The organism is Nonomuraea sp. NPDC052116 (assembly GCF_040680035.1).
Taxonomy (GTDB): domain Bacteria; phylum Actinomycetota; class Actinomycetes; order Streptosporangiales; family Streptosporangiaceae; genus Nonomuraea; species Nonomuraea angiospora_A.
Map to the genome: position 1 here is coordinate 379,015 of NZ_JBFAWA010000005.1, position 16,765 is coordinate 395,779.

Below are 16,765 nucleotides of genomic sequence, written 5' to 3' on the forward strand. Positions count from 1 at the left end.
AGCGGTCGGCCGTAATGTGAGAATGATTCTCATGGCCCTCCGGATCACGACGCTCGCGGAGCGTCCCGAGTTCGCGTCGTCGCTGTTCGAGATGGACCATACGTGGCACGATTTCGTGCTCGAGGACCCGATGGCGGACCTGTTCTATCCGTTCGCCACCACGACCTACGCCGACTACGTGCTGGTGGCCGACTCCGACGAGGAGCCGGGACGGCTGGCGGCGCGGGCGTGCATGATCCCGTTCCTCTCCGGGGGCTCCGAACTGCCGGACGACGGGTGGGACGGCGTGATCAGATACGGCTGGCTGGCCCGCGAGCGCGGCGAGCGGCCCGACAGCATCTCCGCCCTGGAGATCTCCGTCCGCCGCGACCTCCAGGGGACGGGGCTCTCCTACCTGATGCTCGCGGCCATGCGCGAGCGCGCCGCCGGCCTCGGCTACCGCGAGCTGGTGGCGCCGGTCAGGCCCAACAGGAAGCACCTCGAACCGCGCACCCCCATGGCCGAGTACACCTTCAGGACCCGCGCCGACGGCCTGCCCCATGACGCCTGGTTACGCGTGCACGTGCGGGTGGGCGGGAAGATCGTCAAGGTGGCGCCGCGCTCGATGGTCGTGTCGGGCACGCTGGCGGAGTGGCGGCGGTGGACGGACCTGCCGTTCGACCGGCCGGGCCCGGTGGAGGTGCCCGGCGCGCTCACCCCGGTGCACTGCGACGTGGAGCAGGACCACGCCGTGTACGTCGAGCCGAACGTCTGGGTCAGCCACCCCCTGGCCTGAGCGCGACCCGGCGCCGCAGCTCGTCGGCGAACTGCCCGGCGTCCAGCCCCTTGGCGGCCGCCCACGCGTCCTCGTGATACGTCGCCAGATGCCGGTCGGCGGCATCTCCGACCAGCGACACCACCGTGCCGGTCTCGCCTCTGGCCCGCATGCGCTCGACCAGCTCCAGCGCCGCCCAGAGCGCCGTGCCCGACGAGCCGCCCACCGCGAGCCCCGTGACCGCCCTGAGGTGCCGGGCCGCCGCCACGCTCGCCGCGTCGGGCACCGGGATGACGAGGTCGACGAGATCGGGCCGGAACCCCGGCTCGACGCGGGGTCGCCCGATGCCCTCGATCCGCGACGGCATCCCGGTCGCGTAGTCGGACACGTCGAGCGTCCATCCCGGGAAATATGCCGAATTATCGGGATCGGCCACCGCGACCCGGCAGGGGACGTCGTGCTCGCGTACCCACCGCCCGAGCGTGGCGGAGGTGGCACCCGTGCCCGCGCCCGTCACCACCCAGTCGGGCCGCACCTGGGCGAACAGCTCCTCCCCCAGGTCGTGCTCGGCCGCCCGGCCGAACTGGTCGAGGAAATGGCCCGGGATCCCGCGCGCCGCGTCGTAGATCGCCAGTGGCGGCGTCACGAACCTGCACTCCCCGCCCAGCGCCTCCACCGCCCTGGCCCGCGCCTGGCTGCGCTCGCCCGGCATGACCACGATGTACGGCAGCCCGAGCCGCCGGGCGAACCAGGCCTGCGCGACGGCCGCGTTGCCACCCGTGGCCTCCACCACGGTCGTGCCCTCGCCGACCAGCCCGTCGAGGACGGCCCGCCGGAACAGCGCCCTGGCGTGCCGGTGCCGCAGGCTCCCGGTCGGCTGCGCGGACTCGTCCTTCAGCAGCAGCCTGATCCCGGGCGCCTGGACCGGGAAGTCGATCAGCGGGGTGGGCTCCCCCGCCGCCAGCACGTCGAGGGCCCGCGCGTTCCAGCTCACGGCTCCACCCTGCCAGGCCGGGGCAGGCCGGGCGGCGCCGTTCGCCACGAGCCGACCGATCCGGCGGGCGGCCGGCGAATCCGGGTGCCGCGGTCAGAGGATCTCGGTGGTTTCGCCCGGAGCGAGCAGCCGGAGCCTGTCGCCGTACCCGGCGAACGCCTTCTCCACGGTGTCCCGCCCCTGCGTGAAATGCGCCCAGTGCTCGAAGTGCAGCGGCACCACGTGCCGGGCCCCCAGGATCTCGGCCGCCGTCACGGCGTCGTCGCTGGTCAGCGTCAGGTAGCCGTCGACCAGCGGCGTGCGCGCCCCGCCCGCGAACAGCAGCGCCACGTCCACGGGGCCGAACCGCCCGGCGATCTCCCGTACGACGTCCAGCGAGGCGTTGTCCCCGCTCACGTAGACGGTCGGCAGCCCGTCACCGCTGAGCACGAACCCGGTCACCTCGCCCACCAGGTGCTCGGTTCCGTCTGGCCCGTGCTGGGCGGGGACGCCGGTCACCCGCGGCCCGTCGCCCACCGTGACGGACGTCCAGTTGGGCAGCGCCCGCACGGAGGATCCCAGCCGCCCGGCCGCCGACCCGGTGGAGAGCACCAGCGGAACGGACGCCAGGTAGTCCCGCCCGGCCCTGTCGAGGTTGTCCGGGTGCTGGTCGTGGGAGAGCAGCACCGCGTCCACGGCCCCGAGCTCGGCCGCGCCGGAGGCGGGCCCCGCGGTCTTCGTGAGCGCCCTGTTCCCGATCGGGTAGTCGCCGGGCGCGTCGAACGTGGGGTCGGTCAGCAGGCGCACCCCGCCGATCTCCAGGACCGCCGTCGGCCCTCCGAGGTAACGAATCTCCATGGACGTCAACGACACCGGCTCAGGACGGCTTATTCCACGCCGAGCCCGTTGATGATCCGCCCGGTCGACCGATGGCAGAGCGCGCGGAAGTCGGCCTCGGCCATCCCGATCCGCCCGCTCAGGTACTGCTGGACCAGCCCCTGCGCGCTCGACGTGATCGTCATCGCCGTCTCCAGGGGATCGTCCTCGCGCAGCCGCCCCGTACGCATGCCCTCCTCCACGAGCTCGGCGACGACGCTGAACGGCGGCCCCTGCCCGTCGCGGAAGTCCTCCGGGAAGCGCCGCGCGCCCGCCCAGGCGTCCAGGATCAGGAACCGGTACAGGTGCGGGCTCCCGAGCGCGAAGTCGAGGAAGTCGTCCAGCGCGGCCATGCACCGCTCGTCCCACGTCCCCGAAGGAGAGCGCCGCCGCCATGACTCGGCCAGCTCGCGGGCGCTGCGGTCGGCGACCGCGCGCAGCAGGGCGTCCCGGTTGGGGTAGTGGCGGTAGATGGCCATGGCGGTGATGCCCACGGCGTCGCCCACGCGCCGCATGCTGACCGCGTCGGCGCCGTCCTCCAGGAGGATCCGCCGCGCGACGGCCACGATGCGCCCGGCCGTGCCCTGATCGTTCACGTTTACAGCGTAGACGTCACTTCAACCGCAGCCGCCGCATCGTCTTGAGCGTGGTGGCCAGGGTGGCGGCCCACTTCTCGTACGGCAGCCCGAACGGCGGCTCGAACCCCAGCCAGCCCGCCTGCGAGGCCACGGTCTTGGACTCGGTGTAGCGCAGCAGGCCCTCGGAACCGTGCCGGCGGCCCAGCCCGGACGCCTTCATGCCGCCCATGGGGGCGTCGTAGGAGGCGTAGGCCGAGGCGTACCCCTCGTTGATGTTGACCGTGCCGGCCTTGACGCGGGCGGCGAGCGCGCGGCCGCGCGGGAGGCTGGAGGTCCAGATGGAGGCGTTCAGGCCGTAGATGGTGTCGTTGGCCAGCTCGACCACCTCGTCCTCGGAGGTGAACGGGTAGAGCGCGACCACCGGCCCGAACGTCTCGTTGCGGCACAGCTCCATGTCCTCGGCGACGCCGGTGAGCACGGTCGGCTCGTAGAACAGCGGGCCCAGGTCGGGCCTGGCCTTGCCGCCGGTCAGCAGCCTCGCGCCCTTGGCCAGGGCGTCGTCCACGTGCGCGCCGACCGTGTCGAGCTGGCGCCGCGAGGTGAGCGAGCCCATCTGCACCGACCAGTCGTGGCCCGCGCCCAGCTTCATGCCCCGGACCTGCTCGACGAAGCGCTCGGCGAAGGCGTCGAACACGGACGCGTGCACGTACAGGCGCTCGATCGACAGGCAGAGCTGCCCGGCGTTCGTGAAGCAGGCCCGGATGGCCCCCTGGACGGCCACGTCGAGGTCGGCGTCGTCGAGCACCACCATCGGGTTCTTGCCGCCGAGCTCCAGCGAGCAGCCGATGAGCCGCTTGGCCGCCTCCTCGGCGATCTTCCTGCCGCCGCGCGTCGATCCCGTGAACGCCACGTAGTCGGCGTCGTCCAGCAGCGCGTCGCCGATCTCGGCCGGCTCGCCGAGCACGACCTGCCAGATCTCGCGCGGCATGCCCAGCTCGGCCAGCAGGTCGATGGTCCACAGCGTGGACTGGGCGGTCTGCGTGTCCGGCTTGTGCACGATCGCGTTGCCGGCCAGCAGCGCGGGCACCGCGTCGGTGACGCCCAGCGCGAGCGGGTAGTTCCACGGGGAGATCAGCGCGACCACGCCCTTGGGCCGGCGCAGCTCCACGACGCGGGTGGCGCCGGGGAAGACGCCCTTGCGGGCGCGGGGCGCGAGCAGGCCGGGCGCCCGGCGGGCGTAGTGGAGAGCGCAGCCCGCGACGTCGAGCACCTCCTCGAAGGCGTGCTTGCGGGCCTTGCCCGTCTCGTCCTGGACGATGTCGAGGATCTCGGCGCGCCGGTCGAGGATCGCGTCGTGCAGCCGCAGGAACGGTCTCGCCCGCTCCGCCACGGGCCTGCGCGCCCACTCGTCCTGGGCGGCCCTGGCCTTCTCGTACGCCCTGCGGACGTCGTCGACGTCCGAGACGGGCAGCTCAGCGAGGGTTTCGCCGGTGAAGGGGGCGATGATGTGCCGTGTCCTACCGCTGGACGTCACGTGCATGCCAGAAGGATATTCCGCCCGGCTACCCACGGGTAGTTTTTGCGGATTCGCGCCGTAGCGACAGAATCCCTACATGGCAACCTTCGCTCCGCTACGCCCCGGAGATCCACAGCGGCTGGGGGGCCTGGATCTCCTCGGCCGGCTCGGTGAGGGCGGTCAGGGCGTCGTCTACCTCGCCCAAGGCCACAATGACTCCCGCGTGGCCGTCAAATGGCTGCGGCCCGACCTGTCGGGCGACCAGGTGAGCGCCGAGAGGTTCATGCGCGAGGTCCAGGTGGCCCAGCAGGTGGCGCCGTTCTGCACCGCCGCCGTCCTCGGCACCGGGGTCGAGGAGGATCGGCCGTACATCGTCAGCGAGTTCATCGAGGGACCCTCGTTGCACCGGGTCGTGCAGGAGGAGGGGCCGCGCACGGGCACCGTGCTGCACCGCCTGGCCATCGGCACCGCCACCGCGCTGGCCGCCATCCACCAGGCCGGCATCGTCCACCGTGACTTCAAGCCGGCCAACGTGATCATCGGCGCCGACGGGCCCCGGGTGATCGACTTCGGCATCGCCAGGGCGCTGAACGCCACCTCCACGATCAGCAGCATGGTCGTGGGCACGCCGGCGTACATGTCGCCCGAGCAGATCATGGGGCACACGGTCGGCCCGGCCGCCGACATGTTCTCGTGGGCGAGCGCGATGGTCTTCGCCGCCTCCGGGCAGGCGCCGTTCGGCAGCGACACGATGCCCGCGGTGATCAACCGCGTCCTCAACCAGCATCCCGACCTGGGCATGCTCGACGGGCAGCTGCGTGACGTGGTGGCCGCGTGCCTGTCCAAGGACCCGGCGCAGCGGCCGAGCGCCGAGCAGGTCATCATGCAGCTGCTGCGGCACCCGGCGCCGGGTGCCGCGCCCGTCTCCGGGCCGCAGCCCGCGCCCGGCTCCGGCTTCCTCGCGCAGGCCGCCGCCGAGGCCGCCCCCGCGCCGCCGTCGCCCTTCGCGTCGCCGTCAGGGCCGCTGGGCCCGCACCCGGGCCCGCACTCCGGCCCACACTCGGGGCCGCCGTCGGGGCCCATGTCCGGTCCCCTTCCAGGTCCGCCGCCAGGGCCCGCATCGGGTCCGCACCCGGCCCCGCCGTCGGGCCACGTCCCGTACGGGCCCGGCGGGCACTCCGGCCCGATCCCGCACACCGGCTCCGTCGCCCCGTCCCCCCAGCCGCCGTGGCAGCCTCCCGGAGGCTACGGCCAGCCCACGCACCCGAGCTGGGGCGAGCAGCGGCCGAGGAAGAGCAGGGCGCCGCTGGTCGCCGGCATCACGGTGGCGGTCGCGCTGCTGATCCTCGCCGGCGTGGTCGTCTACATCCAGGTCGACAAGTCGTCGACGCTGGCCGGCCCGGCCAAAACCCCGGCGACCAACTCGACGAGGAGCAGGACGACCACCAGCCCGGCCCCCACCGAACCGGCCGTGCCGAGGCCGGGCGTCAAGAAGACGCTCCCCGGCGCGAACATCTCCCTCTACGAGGACCCGGGCGACGCGATCGTGCTGACCTCCTACGAGGTCTACGACAAGAAGAAGGACGACTGGATCGACTACGCCAGGGGGTCGCTGCACGGCTCGTTCACGAAGTACGCCGCCAACTGGGAGTCGAGGACCTCCCCCGACGGCCGCTACCTCGCGGAAAGGGGCAGGAGCTACAGCTCCGACGACTTCGACTTCATCGTCCTCACCGACCGGCGGAGCGGCGACCGTTCGACGATCAAGACCGTCAAGGAGCCGCTGATCAGCAGCATCAGGGCGTGGTCGAGGGACGGCTCGAAGATCCTGCTCAACATCGAGCGCAAGGTCGGGAGCAAGTGGCTCTACCTGGGCTTCGTCATCGTGGACGTCGCCGCCAAGAAGGCCACCCAGGTCGACGTCAGCGACACCTCCGTGCGCCAGACGGCCTTCGGCTTCGACGGCACCGAGGACGGCGCGGTGAACGTCTACGGCGACGAGAAGAACCGCAGCCTGCGCTTCTTCAACGCCCTGGGCAAGGCCACGCACTCGGCGAACGAGATCGGCACGCTGTCCGCCGGCACGCAGGACCTCTTCTCACCCTCGGGCAAGACGTTCGTCACGAACTGCCCCAACGGCGGAGACGGCGACCACTGCATCTGGGACACCAGGTCGGGCGAGCGCCTGCGCAAGTTCTCCTCCCAGTGCGACAAGGTCCTCGGCTTCTACGACGAGAGCCATCTCTACTGCTGGGAGCAGGACAACGGCGTCGACGACGAGGTCCAGGTGGTCGACTTCACCGGCAAACTCGTGCGCAAGCTGCTCGCGGTGCCGGACGACATCGACTTCAGCCCCGTCTACACCGCCAATCCGAACAAGGGCTCCTGAACCATCCGCCCGGGGCAGCCGTCATGAGGGCATGAAGACGCTGATCCGCACGGCCGCGACCGTCGCGGCGCTGGCGACCGCCGCGGTCGCCTGCACCTCCACGACCGCGGGCGCGCCGCCGAAGCCCAGGGTGAGCTCGCTCGGCGCGATCCGCCTGGTGGCCTACACCGGCTGCGACGACCTGCTGTCCGGGCTGCGCGAGCACGCCGCCCAGCGCGTCACCCCGTGGGGGTTCGACAACGTGCTGCCCTTCGCCGCCATGGAGGACTCCGCCCGCTCGGTCACCGCGAACGCCAAGACGAGCACCCCCGAGCACTCCACCACGAACGTGCACGAGACCGGCGTGGACGAGCCCGACGTGGTCAAGACCGACGGCAACCGGGTCATCACCGTCAAGGACGGCGTCCTGCGGATCATCGACACCGCCACCAGGAAGGTCACCGGCTCGCTCAAGCTGACGGAGGGCGAGAGCGGGCCCGGCGTACCCGCCGACCTGCTCGTCTCGGGCGACCGCGCGCTGGTGCTGATGCGCGGCGGCGACATCATGTACAAGCGGATGGCCTTCGCCCCGCCCGGCGACACCAGGTACGTGCTGGTCGACCTGTCGGGCAAGCCCAAGGTGCTGAGCACGATCAAGCCGCAGGGCTCGTACGTGGACGCCAGGATGGTCGGCTCCACGGTCAGGCTGGTCACCCGCAGCCAGCCGGACATCGCCTTCCCCGAGTTCAAGGACGACGTCTCCGAGGCCGAGCGCGTCAAGCGCAACCAGGCCGCGGTCCACCAGGCCCCGGCGGACGCCTGGCTCCCCAAGATCGAGATCACCGACGCGTCCGGCACCGTCAAGAAGGACTCGGTGAAGTGCGAGCGGATCAGCCACCCGGCCGACTACACCGGCACCTCGCTGCTGACCGTGCACACCATCGACCTGGCGCAGGGCGTGACCGCCGCCGGCACCGACCCGATCAGCCTGGCGGCCGACGGCGACATCGTCTACGGCACCGGCAGCAGCCTCTACGTGGCCAGCAACCCGCGCTGGTGGATGCCGGTGGTGATCAGCGAACCGGCGGTGGAGACCCCGACGACCGCACCGTCCTCCGGGGACGCCGCCCCGGCCGTGGAGCCCACGCCCACGAGCCCCCCGGTGCCGGACACCCCGACGCCCAGCCCGGAGCCGACGATCCCGCCTGAGGAGACCGAGGTCCACCGGTTCGACATCGGCTCGCCCGGCGCGCCCTCCTACGTGGCCTCGGGCAAGGTCCCGGGCCGGCTGCTGAACCAGTACTCGCTGTCGGAGTACGACGGCCACCTGCGCGTCGCCACCACGCTCACCTCCCCGGACGGGAAGTCCAGCTCCAGCGCCGTGTACGTGCTCAAGGCCGACACCATGGCCAAGACCGGCGAGGTCGGCGGCCTCGGCGAGGGCGAGCGGATCTACTCGGTCAGGTTCATCGGCCCGGTCGGCTACTGCGTCACGTTCAAGCAGGTCGACCCGCTCTACACGCTCGATCTGCGTGACGCGGCGGCCCCCAAGGTGACGGGCGAGCTGAAGATCACCGGCTACTCCGCGTACCTGCACCCCGGCGCCGAGGGCCGGCTGATCGGCATCGGCCAGGAGGCCAGCGAGAAGGGCAGGACGCTGGGCACGCAGGTGTCGCTGTTCGACGTGAGCGATCCGGCCGGCCCGCGCAGGCTGTCGCAGCTGTTCCAGAAGGACTCGGGCTCGGCGGCCGAGTGGGACCCGCACGCGTTCCTGTACTGGCCCAAGACCGGCCTGGCGGTGATCCCGCTGACCCAGCAGAACGAGTCGGGCGGGCTCGTCCTGAAGATCGACGACTCGGGCGTGACGAAGCTGGGCATGATCAAGCACCCGGCCAAGGACGAGTACCAGGCCGGGATCGAGCGGGCGCTGGTCATCGGCGACTCGATCTGGACGCTCTCGTACGACGGCTTCCAGGTCAACGACGCCGCGACGCTGGCGCAACAGGCCTGGATCCCGCTCCGCTGAGCACAAAAATCCACCCATGAAAAGGTGCTGATTTCGTATGAAATTGGCACCTTTTTCGATGGACAGAACCCGACAACTGATGAAAACTTTACTAACCATGTAATGTCGGACTCAGTGGATTTGTCATGACATGGGTCTCCTGGGTCCGCGACACAGGAAGGGCTCACGCCGATGCGAACACGCACCCCCCTGCTCGCATTGCTCGTCAGCGCCGTGGCGTTAGCCATGGCGCCGCCGCCCGCCTCCGCCGCCACGCAGGACGCGCAGGCCGCAGAAGGGACGTACATCGTCGAACTCAAGCCGACCATGCGGGCGGCGCCCCGCAGCGCGGCCCAGGACCAGGTGTCCCAGGCCGGCGGCCAGCTCGTCGGCGTCTACGAGCACGCGTTCAAGGGCTACACCGCCCGCCTGAGCGCGAGCGCGGCCGAGCAGCTCAAGCGGAACCCGAACGTCCTCAGCGTCGAGCCCGACGCCGAGGTGACCGCCTTCGCGCAGACCACGCCCACCGGCGTACGGCGCATCTTCGGCCCCAGCAACCCGAACCTCGACATCGATGGCACCGATGACGTGCGCATCGACACGGACGTCGCCGTCATCGACACCGGCGTCGACTACACCCACCCCGACCTGAACGTGGTCGCCCGCGCCAACTGCGTGTCCGGCGTCTGCACGAACAACGCCGGCGTGGACGACAACGGCCACGGTTCGCACGTCGCGGGCATCGTCGGCGCGATCGACAACTCCATCGGCTCGGTCGGCGTCGCCCCCGGCGCCCGCATCCACGCCGTGAAGGTGCTCAACTCCGCCGGCTCCGGCACCCTGGCCGGGATCGCCGCCGGAATCGACTGGGTGGTGGCCCGCGCCTCCACCATCGAGGTCATCAACCTGAGCCTGGGCTGCAACGGCTGCACGAGCAGCGCGATCACCAACGCGATCACCAGGGCCGTCAACGCCGGCATCGTGGTCGTGGTGGCCGCGGGCAACAACCACGCGAACACGTCCTCGTTCTTCCCCGCCAACCACCCCGACGTGGTCACCGTCTCGGCGCTGACCGACAACGACGGCCTGGCCGGCGGCTCGGGCGGCAGCACGCTCTCGTGCCGCAGCGAGACCGACCAGGACGACACCTCGGCGTTCTACTCCAACTTCGGCGCCACCGTCGAGATCACCGCACCCGGCACCTGCATCTACTCGACGTGGATGAACGGCGGCTACAACACGATCAGCGGCACCTCGATGGCCAGCCCCCACGTGGCGGGCGCGGCCGGCATCCTCACCGCGGGTGCCCGCAAGCCGACGACCAGGGCGGGCTCGCTGGCCGTACGGACCAAGCTGATCTCCACCGGTAACTCCAACTGGACCGACGACTCCGGCGACGGCGTCAAGGAGCCCCTGCTCGACGTGCACGACGCCACGCAGTACTGACAGACCATCCTGGATAGGGGCGGCGCGCGGATCCCGCAGCGCCGCGTGCCGCCCCTCCCCCTTACGACTCGGCCAGCTCGCGGGCGATGTCCAAGTGGCCCGCGTGGCGCATGTACTCCTCCAGGACGTGGAACATGATCCACGCCAGCGTCGGCGGCTCCTCGGGCGGCTGGAACCGGCCGATCCGCGAGGCCACGTCGGACAGACCCGCCCCGGCCACCGCCTGCCTGGACCGCTCGCACTGCGCCAGGTAGAAGTCCTTGATCTCCTCGAACGACTCGGCCGCGACGAGCATGTCATCCTCGTCGCGGTCGCCCCACGGGTCCTCGACCTGCTCGCCCGCGAAGTCCCAGACGAACCAGCGCCGCTCCATGTACGCCAGGTGCTTGAGCATCGACACGGGCGTCCACCCCGACGGCACCCGGCTCACCTCGGGCTCGGGGAACCCGTCCAGCTTGCGCAGGATCTCCTCGCGATAGTGGTCGAGGTAGCCCTCCAGCAGCGCGCGCGGGTCGGAAAGCTGGTTGGACGGCTCACTCATGCGCCCTCCTTCGTCGGTCGCACGAGCGAGTCGCTCGCGTGTCCAATTGTTCGCTCGCTACGCTCGCTCATGATGGCTGCTCCGGGGCGACGACGGGGACGATCTCCGGCGCGCCGAGCCTGATCGCGTCGGCCTCCTGGTCGGAGACCTGCTCCTGCGAGCGGCGCTCCGCCTCGACACGCTTTGTGTAGTATTCCACCTCCCTTTTCACCTGCTCGCTGTCCCAGCCGAGCGGCCCGGCCATCAGCTCGGCGGCCTCCTGCGCCACGGCCAGACCGCGGTGGAAGGTCTCGATCGAGATGCGCGTACGCCGGGTCAGCACGTCGTTGAGATGCCTGGCCCCCTCGTGGGTGGCGGCGTAGACGATCTCGGCGCGCAGGTAGTCGTCCGCCCCCGCCAGCGGCCTGCCCAGCGACGGCTCGTGCTCGATCAGCTCCAGCACCTCGTCGATCATCGAGCCGTAACGCTGCAGCAGGTGCTCGATCCTGGCCACGTGCAGCCCGGAGGTGAGGGCGATGCGGTGCCTGGAGTTCCACAGCGCCTGGAAGCCCTCGGCGCCCGCGAGCGGGATGCGGTCGGTGCACGAGCGCGGCACCCGCTGGTCGAGCCCGTGCGCCACGGCGTCCACCGCGTCCTTGGCCATGACCCGGTAGGTCGTGTACTTCCCGCCCGCGATCATGACCAGGCCCGGCACCGGGTGCGCCACCACGTGCTCCCTCGACAGCTTGGAGGTCTCCTCCGACTCGCCCGACAGCAGCGGGCGCAGCCCCGCGTAGACGCCTTCGACGTCGTCGTGGTTCAGGGGCACGGACAGGACGGAGTTGACGTGGTCGAGCAGGTAGTCGATGTCCGCGCGGGAGGCGGCGGGGTGGCTCTTGTCGAGCGTCCACTCGGTGTCGGTGGTACCGATGATCCAGTGACGGCCCCAGGGGATCACGAAGAGCACGGACTTCTCCGTACGCAGGATGATCCCGGTCAGCGAGTGGATCCGGTCCCGCGGGACCACGAGATGGATGCCCTTGGACGCGCGTACGTGGATCTGGCCCCGGCCTCCGACCAGCTCCTGGATGTCGTCGGTCCAGACGCCGGTGGCGTTCACCACCTGCTGGGCGCGTACGTCCAGCTCGTCGCCCAGCTCGAGGTCGCGCACGCGTACGCCGGTGACCCGCTCGCCCTCCCGCAGGAACCCCAGCACCTGCGCCCGCGGCGCGATCTGCGCGCCGTAGGTGGCGGCGGTGCGCAGCAGGCTCACCACGTAGCGGGCGTCGTCCATCTGCGCGTCCCAGTACTGGACGGCGCCCGTGAGGGCGGACTTCTTGAGCGCCGGGGCCAGCCGCAGTGCCCGCGACCTGGACAGATGCCGGTGGCCCGGCACGCCGCGGGTGGTCCCGGCCGCGGCGCCGAGCGTGTCGTAGAGCGCCACGCCCGCGCCGACGTAGACCCGCTCCCACACGTAGTGGGTCAGCGGGAAGAGGAACGGCACCGGCTTGACCAGGTGCGGGGCGATCCGCTGCAGCAGCAGCGCCCGCTCCCGCAGGGCCTCGCGCACCAGCTCGAAGTTGAGCTGCTCCAGGTATCGCAGGCCCCCGTGGATGAGCTTCGAGGAGCGCGAGGAGGTGCCGGAGGCGAAGTCCCGGGCCTCCACCAGGGCCACGTCGAGCCCCCTGGTCGCGGCGTCGAGCGCGATCCCGGCGCCCACGATGCCGCCGCCGACCACGACCACGTCGAAGTTCTCCCCGGCCATGCGCTCCAAGGCCGCGGTCCGCTCCGCCGGCCCGAGCTGAGCCACGCACCTTCCCGGCGTCATATCTCCCCCTGATACGGCTTTGTCGCCTGCGCCTCGATACCTACCCTCAGGGCGGTCAGGCTGTAACGCGGCGGGCGACGACGCGGGGGATCAGGCGCGGATGACCTTCACGCCCGCCTCCGTCAGCTCCGCGGCCAGCGCGTCGGAGAGCTGGGCGTCGGTGACCAGCGTGTCGATCTGCCCGATCGGGCAGATCCGGGAGAAGGCCCGCTTCCCGATCTTGGAGGAGTCGGCCACCACGACCACGTGCGCGGCCCGGCTGATCAGCAGGTGGTTGACGCTCGCCTCCCCCTCGTGGTGGGCCGACGCGCCCAGCCCGACGTCGAGCGCGTCCACCCCGAGGAACGCCACGTCCAGCGTCACCTGCTCCAGCACCCCGGTGGCCAGCGGCCCGATGAGCTCGTACGACTGCTGCCTGGCCACCCCGCCGGTCACCACGATCTTGACGTGCTGGCGGACGGTCAGCTCGGCCGCGATGTTCAGCGCGTTCGTGACGATCGTGAACCCGCTCTCCAGCGTGGACAGCGTGGCGAGCGTGCGCGCCAGCTCCGAGGTGGTCGTGCCGCCGTTGAGCCCCACCACGGCGCCGGGCGTCACCAGCTCGGCCGCCGCCGTCGCGATGCGGTGCTTCTCGTCGGCGTGCCTGGCCGTCTTGTAGCGCAGCGGCAGGTCGTAGCTCACGCTCTGCGCGACCGCCCCGCCCCGCGTGCGCATCAGCATCTGCTGCTGGGCCAGCTGGTCGAAGTCCCGCCGGATCGTCGCCGTGGAGACGCCGAGCGCCTGGCTGGCCTCCTCCACCGACACTCTGCCCTCCTGGGCCACCAGCTCGAGGATGGCGTTCCAGCGGTCGTACCGGGACACAAGGCCTCCTAGGCGATGGGGACAAGGGCAAGCGTGGCACAACCAGCGAGGGCAGGGCCAACAGTGTCCATTAATGCACTTTCCTGGTATAAAAACAGCAGAAACAATCAATCGCCGGGGAGGCAAGTGGTGACCACCCACACCGAGGCCGAGATCGCGTCCCAGCCGTCGTGCTGGCGCCGCGCCATCGCGAGCGTTCCCGCCGACGCGCTGCCGCGACACGGCGAGCGGGTCGCCGTGGTCGGGTGCGGCACGTCGTGGTTCATCGCGATGGCGTACGCCGCCCTGCGCGAGCGGGCCGGGCACGGCGAGACCGACGCCTTCGCCGCCTCCGAGGCCCCGATCGGGCGCTCGTACGACCGCGTGCTCGCGCTGACCCGGTCCGGCACCACGACCGAGGTGCTGGAGCTGCTGGCCCGGACGACCACGAAGACCACGGCCATCACCGCCGACCCCGGCACGCCGATCATGACGGCCGCCGACGAGGTCGTCGTGCTCGACTACGCCGACGAGCAGTCGGTCGTGCAGACCAGGTTCGCGACCACGCAGCTGGCCCTGCTGCGCGCCAGCCTCGGCGAGGACCTCACCAAGGCTGTCGAGGACGCCGAGGCCGCCGTGGCCGCGCCGCTGCCCGACGAGCTGGTGCGGGCCGAGCAGTTCAGCTTCCTCGGCGCCGGCTGGTCGGTCGGCCTGGCGCAGGAGGCGGCGCTGAAGATGCGCGAGGCGTCCCGCTCGTGGACGGAGGCGTACCCGGCGATGGAGTACCGGCACGGCCCGATCAGCATCGCCGCTCCCGGGCGCGTGACGTGGATGCTCGGCACCGCCCCCGAGGGCCTGCGCGCGCAGGTCGAGGAGACCGGCGGGACGTTCTTCGAGACCGCGCTCGACCCCATGGCCGAGCTGATCCGCGCGCAGCGGGTGGCCGTCGCCCGGGCCTTCGCCCAAGGGCTGAACCCGGACGAGCCCATGCACCTCACGCGATCTGTGATCCTTTCTTCATGAGCCTTACTCTTGCCGACGCCAGGATCGTGACCCCCGAGGGGGTCCACGAGGGGTGGCTGACCATCGAAGACGGCCGCATCACGCATGTCGGCCGCGGATCGGCCCCAGGTCAGGGTCTGAGCGTGGGTGGGCGGCACGTCATCCCCGGGTTCGTGGACATCCACAACCACGGGGGCGCGGGCGGCTCGTTCCCGACCGGCGAGCAGGACAAGGCGCGCGAGGCCGTCGAGCTGCACCGCCGCCACGGCACCACCACGACCATGGCCAGCCTGGTCACCGACTCGATCGACGGGCTGACCAGGGCCGTGGCGGCGCTTGCCGAGCTGTGCGAGGAAGGGCTGCTGACCGGCATCCACCTCGAAGGCCCCTACATCGCCAAGGCCCGCTGCGGCGCGCACGACCCGACGCTGCTGCGGGAGCCGTCCCGGCAGGAGCTCTCGGAGCTGCTGAAGGCCGGGCGCGGGCACGTCCGCATGGTGACCATCGCGGCCGAGCTGCCCGGCGCGCTCGACTTCATCCGCATGGCCGCCGCCGAGGGGGTGATCGCGGCCGTGGGGCACAGCGACGCCGACTACGAGACGACGATCGAGGGCATCGAGGCGGGCGCGAGCGTGGCGACCCACCTCTACAACGCGATGCCGCCGCTGGGCCACCGCGCGCCCGGCCCGGTGGCTGCGCTGCTCGACGACGAGCGGGTGACCGTCGAGCTGATCAACGACGGCGTGCACGTGCATCCGGCGATGCTGCGCCTGGCGTACGAGGTGGCGGGTCCCGGCCGGACGGCGCTGATCACCGACGCGATGTCGGCCACCGGGCTCGGCGACGGCGACTACGTGCTCGGCCCCATGCGGGTGCGGGTGGAGGACGGCGTGGCCAGGCTGGTCGAGGGCGGCTCGATCGCGGGGTCCACGCTGACCATGGACGTCGCGTTCCGGCGCAGCGTCCAGGAGGTCGGGATGTCGCTGCCCGACGCGGTCCAGGTGGCCTCCCTGACACCCGCGCGGGTGCTGGGCCTGGCCGACCGGATCGGCTCGATCGCCGTGGGCAAGGCGGCCGACCTGGTGGTCCTGTCCGACTCGCTGGAGGTGGCCGGGGTGATGAAGGACGGCGTCTGGATCACGGAGCCCTGATGATCCTCACCGTGACGCTCAACGCCGCCCTCGACGTGACCTACCAGGTCCCCGACGTCGACTGGGACGGGGTCAACCGGGTCAGCGCGGTGCACCGGCGCGCCGGCGGCAAGGGCGTCAACGTCGCCCGCGTCCTGGCCGCGCTGGGCCAGGACGTGCTGGTCACGGGGCTCGCGGGTGGCCCCACCGGGCAGGCGATCGAGGACGACCTGCGGGCGGCCGGCCTGCCCGCCGCCCTGCACCCCGTCGCCGCCGACTCCCGCACGACGCTGGTCGTCTCGGAGCAGGCGGGCACGCGTACCGCGCTGTTCAACGAGCCCGGCCCGGAGGTCACCCCCGCCGAGCTGGCGGGCTTCGTCCGGCATTTCGAGTCGCTCCTCGACGCCGCCGGCGCGGTCGTCATCTCGGGCAGCCTCCCGCGTGGCGTCCCCGCCGACACCTACGCCACGCTGGCGGCCGTCGCCGCCGGCAAGGGGGTCCCGGCCATCGTGGACGCCGACGGCGATCCCCTCCGCCACGCTCCCAAGGGCCGTCCCTCCGTGGTCAAGCCCAACCGGGAGGAGCTGGCCAGGGCCGTCCCCGGCGGCAGCCCGGCCGAGGGCGCGCAGGCGCTGCGCAGCCAGGGCGCCGGGGCCGTGGTGGTGTCCATGGGCGCCGACGGGCTGCTGGCGGTCACCGGGGAGGGCACCTTCACCGCGCGCATGCCGTACACCGTGCGGGGTAATCCGACGGGGGCGGGCGACTCGCTGGTCGCCGGGCTCGCGCTGGGTCTGGTGGAGTCGGCGTCGTGGCCCGACAGCCTCAGGCGGGCTGCGGCGCTCGGCGCGGCCGCCGTGGCCGCGCCCGTGGCCGGCGACTTCGACCCCGACGTCTACGCCGACATACACCCCCAGATCATCATCACGTAA

The 16,765-nt window shown here is 71.6% G+C and carries 14 protein-coding genes; 7 read left to right on the top strand and 7 right to left on the bottom strand.

What is annotated here, in order from left to right; translation table 11 throughout:
* Positions 1-31: 31 nt before the first annotated feature.
* Positions 32-775 (top strand): N-acetyltransferase, encoded by a 744-nt coding sequence (locus AB0L65_RS12030; RefSeq protein ID WP_364243657.1) that lies wholly within the window; start codon positions 32-34, stop codon positions 773-775.
* Here AB0L65_RS12030 and AB0L65_RS12035 read toward each other — a convergent pair.
* From AB0L65_RS12035 to AB0L65_RS12050, 4 genes are all read right to left on the bottom strand, one after another.
* Positions 756-1,748 (bottom strand): pyridoxal-phosphate dependent enzyme, encoded by a 993-nt coding sequence (locus tag AB0L65_RS12035; RefSeq protein ID WP_364243659.1) that lies wholly within the window; start codon positions 1,746-1,748, stop codon positions 756-758. The genes AB0L65_RS12030 and AB0L65_RS12035 overlap by 20 nt on opposite strands.
* Positions 1,749-1,841: 93 nt before the next feature.
* On the bottom strand, positions 1,842-2,585 hold the full coding sequence (locus AB0L65_RS12040) for an MBL fold metallo-hydrolase (protein WP_364243661.1): 744 nt from the start codon (positions 2,583-2,585) through the stop codon (positions 1,842-1,844).
* Positions 2,586-2,614: 29 nt separating this feature from the next.
* Entirely contained in the window at positions 2,615-3,199 is a 585-nt protein-coding gene (locus AB0L65_RS12045) for a TetR/AcrR family transcriptional regulator (protein WP_364243663.1), read from the bottom strand.
* Between the two features lie 16 nt (positions 3,200-3,215).
* Positions 3,216-4,721, bottom strand: a complete 1,506-nt coding sequence (locus AB0L65_RS12050; protein WP_364243665.1) for a succinic semialdehyde dehydrogenase — start codon at positions 4,719-4,721, stop codon at positions 3,216-3,218.
* Between the two features lie 73 nt (positions 4,722-4,794).
* Here AB0L65_RS12050 and AB0L65_RS12055 point away from each other — a divergent pair, with 73 nt between their 5' ends.
* From AB0L65_RS12055 to AB0L65_RS12065, 3 genes are all read left to right on the top strand, one after another.
* Positions 4,795-7,086, top strand: a complete 2,292-nt coding sequence (locus tag AB0L65_RS12055; protein WP_364243668.1) for a WD40 repeat domain-containing serine/threonine protein kinase — start codon at positions 4,795-4,797, stop codon at positions 7,084-7,086.
* 31 nt (positions 7,087-7,117) lie between these two features.
* The gene (locus AB0L65_RS12060) at positions 7,118-9,091 is read left to right on the top strand and encodes a beta-propeller domain-containing protein (protein WP_364243671.1); all 1,974 of its coding nucleotides are present in this window, start codon (positions 7,118-7,120) and stop codon (positions 9,089-9,091) included.
* Between the two features lie 171 nt (positions 9,092-9,262).
* Entirely contained in the window at positions 9,263-10,516 is a 1,254-nt protein-coding gene (locus AB0L65_RS12065; protein ID WP_364243674.1) for a S8 family serine peptidase, read from the top strand.
* 61 nt (positions 10,517-10,577) lie between these two features.
* On the opposite strand, the gene AB0L65_RS12070 is transcribed toward AB0L65_RS12065, so the two are convergent.
* The 3 genes from AB0L65_RS12070 to AB0L65_RS12080 form a co-directional block, all read right to left on the bottom strand.
* Positions 10,578-11,057: a DinB family protein gene (locus tag AB0L65_RS12070; protein WP_364243677.1), complete on the bottom strand. Its 480-nt coding sequence runs from the start codon at positions 11,055-11,057 to the stop codon at positions 10,578-10,580.
* Between the two features lie 67 nt (positions 11,058-11,124).
* Positions 11,125-12,801 (bottom strand): glycerol-3-phosphate dehydrogenase/oxidase, encoded by a 1,677-nt coding sequence (locus AB0L65_RS12075; protein ID WP_364243806.1) that lies wholly within the window; start codon positions 12,799-12,801, stop codon positions 11,125-11,127.
* Positions 12,802-12,954: 153 nt separating this feature from the next.
* Complete coding sequence (locus AB0L65_RS12080; protein ID WP_364243680.1) at positions 12,955-13,725, bottom strand: DeoR/GlpR family DNA-binding transcription regulator; 771 nt, start codon at positions 13,723-13,725, stop codon at positions 12,955-12,957.
* 129 nt (positions 13,726-13,854) lie between these two features.
* Between AB0L65_RS12080 and AB0L65_RS12085 the strand changes: the two genes are divergently transcribed.
* Genes AB0L65_RS12085 through AB0L65_RS12095 form a run of 3 tightly spaced genes read left to right on the top strand, consistent with a single transcriptional unit; the run spans position 13,855 to position 16,765 of the window.
* Positions 13,855-14,727 carry a sugar isomerase gene (locus AB0L65_RS12085; RefSeq protein ID WP_364243682.1) on the top strand — a complete coding sequence of 291 codons (873 nt, stop codon included), beginning with the start codon at positions 13,855-13,857 and terminating at the stop codon, positions 14,725-14,727.
* Positions 14,724-15,857 carry an N-acetylglucosamine-6-phosphate deacetylase gene (nagA, locus tag AB0L65_RS12090; protein ID WP_363962228.1) on the top strand — a complete coding sequence of 378 codons (1,134 nt, stop codon included), beginning with the start codon at positions 14,724-14,726 and terminating at the stop codon, positions 15,855-15,857. The genes AB0L65_RS12085 and nagA overlap by 4 nt, the downstream gene beginning before the upstream one ends.
* Positions 15,857-16,765, top strand: coding sequence for a 1-phosphofructokinase family hexose kinase (locus tag AB0L65_RS12095; RefSeq protein ID WP_364243685.1), 909 nt, complete (start codon positions 15,857-15,859; stop codon positions 16,763-16,765). Before nagA ends, AB0L65_RS12095 begins: the two co-directional genes overlap by 1 nt.

Excerpts from the sequence above, each read along its gene's own strand:
- AB0L65_RS12030 (WP_364243657.1), top strand. The coding sequence starts at position 32 with ATGGCCCTCCGGATCACGACGCTCGCGGAGCGTCCCGAGTTCGCGTCG.
- AB0L65_RS12040 (WP_364243661.1), bottom strand. The coding sequence starts at position 2,585 with ATGGAGATTCGTTACCTCGGAGGGCCGACGGCGGTCCTGGAGATCGGC.
- AB0L65_RS12050 (WP_364243665.1), bottom strand. The coding sequence starts at position 4,721 with ATGCACGTGACGTCCAGCGGTAGGACACGGCACATCATCGCCCCCTTC.
- AB0L65_RS12055 (WP_364243668.1), top strand. The coding sequence starts at position 4,795 with ATGGCAACCTTCGCTCCGCTACGCCCCGGAGATCCACAGCGGCTGGGG.
- AB0L65_RS12060 (WP_364243671.1), top strand. The coding sequence starts at position 7,118 with ATGAAGACGCTGATCCGCACGGCCGCGACCGTCGCGGCGCTGGCGACC.
- AB0L65_RS12065 (WP_364243674.1), top strand. The coding sequence starts at position 9,263 with ATGCGAACACGCACCCCCCTGCTCGCATTGCTCGTCAGCGCCGTGGCG.
- AB0L65_RS12070 (WP_364243677.1), bottom strand. The coding sequence starts at position 11,057 with ATGAGTGAGCCGTCCAACCAGCTTTCCGACCCGCGCGCGCTGCTGGAG.
- AB0L65_RS12075 (WP_364243806.1), bottom strand. The coding sequence starts at position 12,801 with ATGGCCGGGGAGAACTTCGACGTGGTCGTGGTCGGCGGCGGCATCGTG.
- nagA (WP_363962228.1), top strand. The coding sequence starts at position 14,724 with ATGAGCCTTACTCTTGCCGACGCCAGGATCGTGACCCCCGAGGGGGTC.
- AB0L65_RS12095 (WP_364243685.1), top strand. The coding sequence starts at position 15,857 with ATGATCCTCACCGTGACGCTCAACGCCGCCCTCGACGTGACCTACCAG.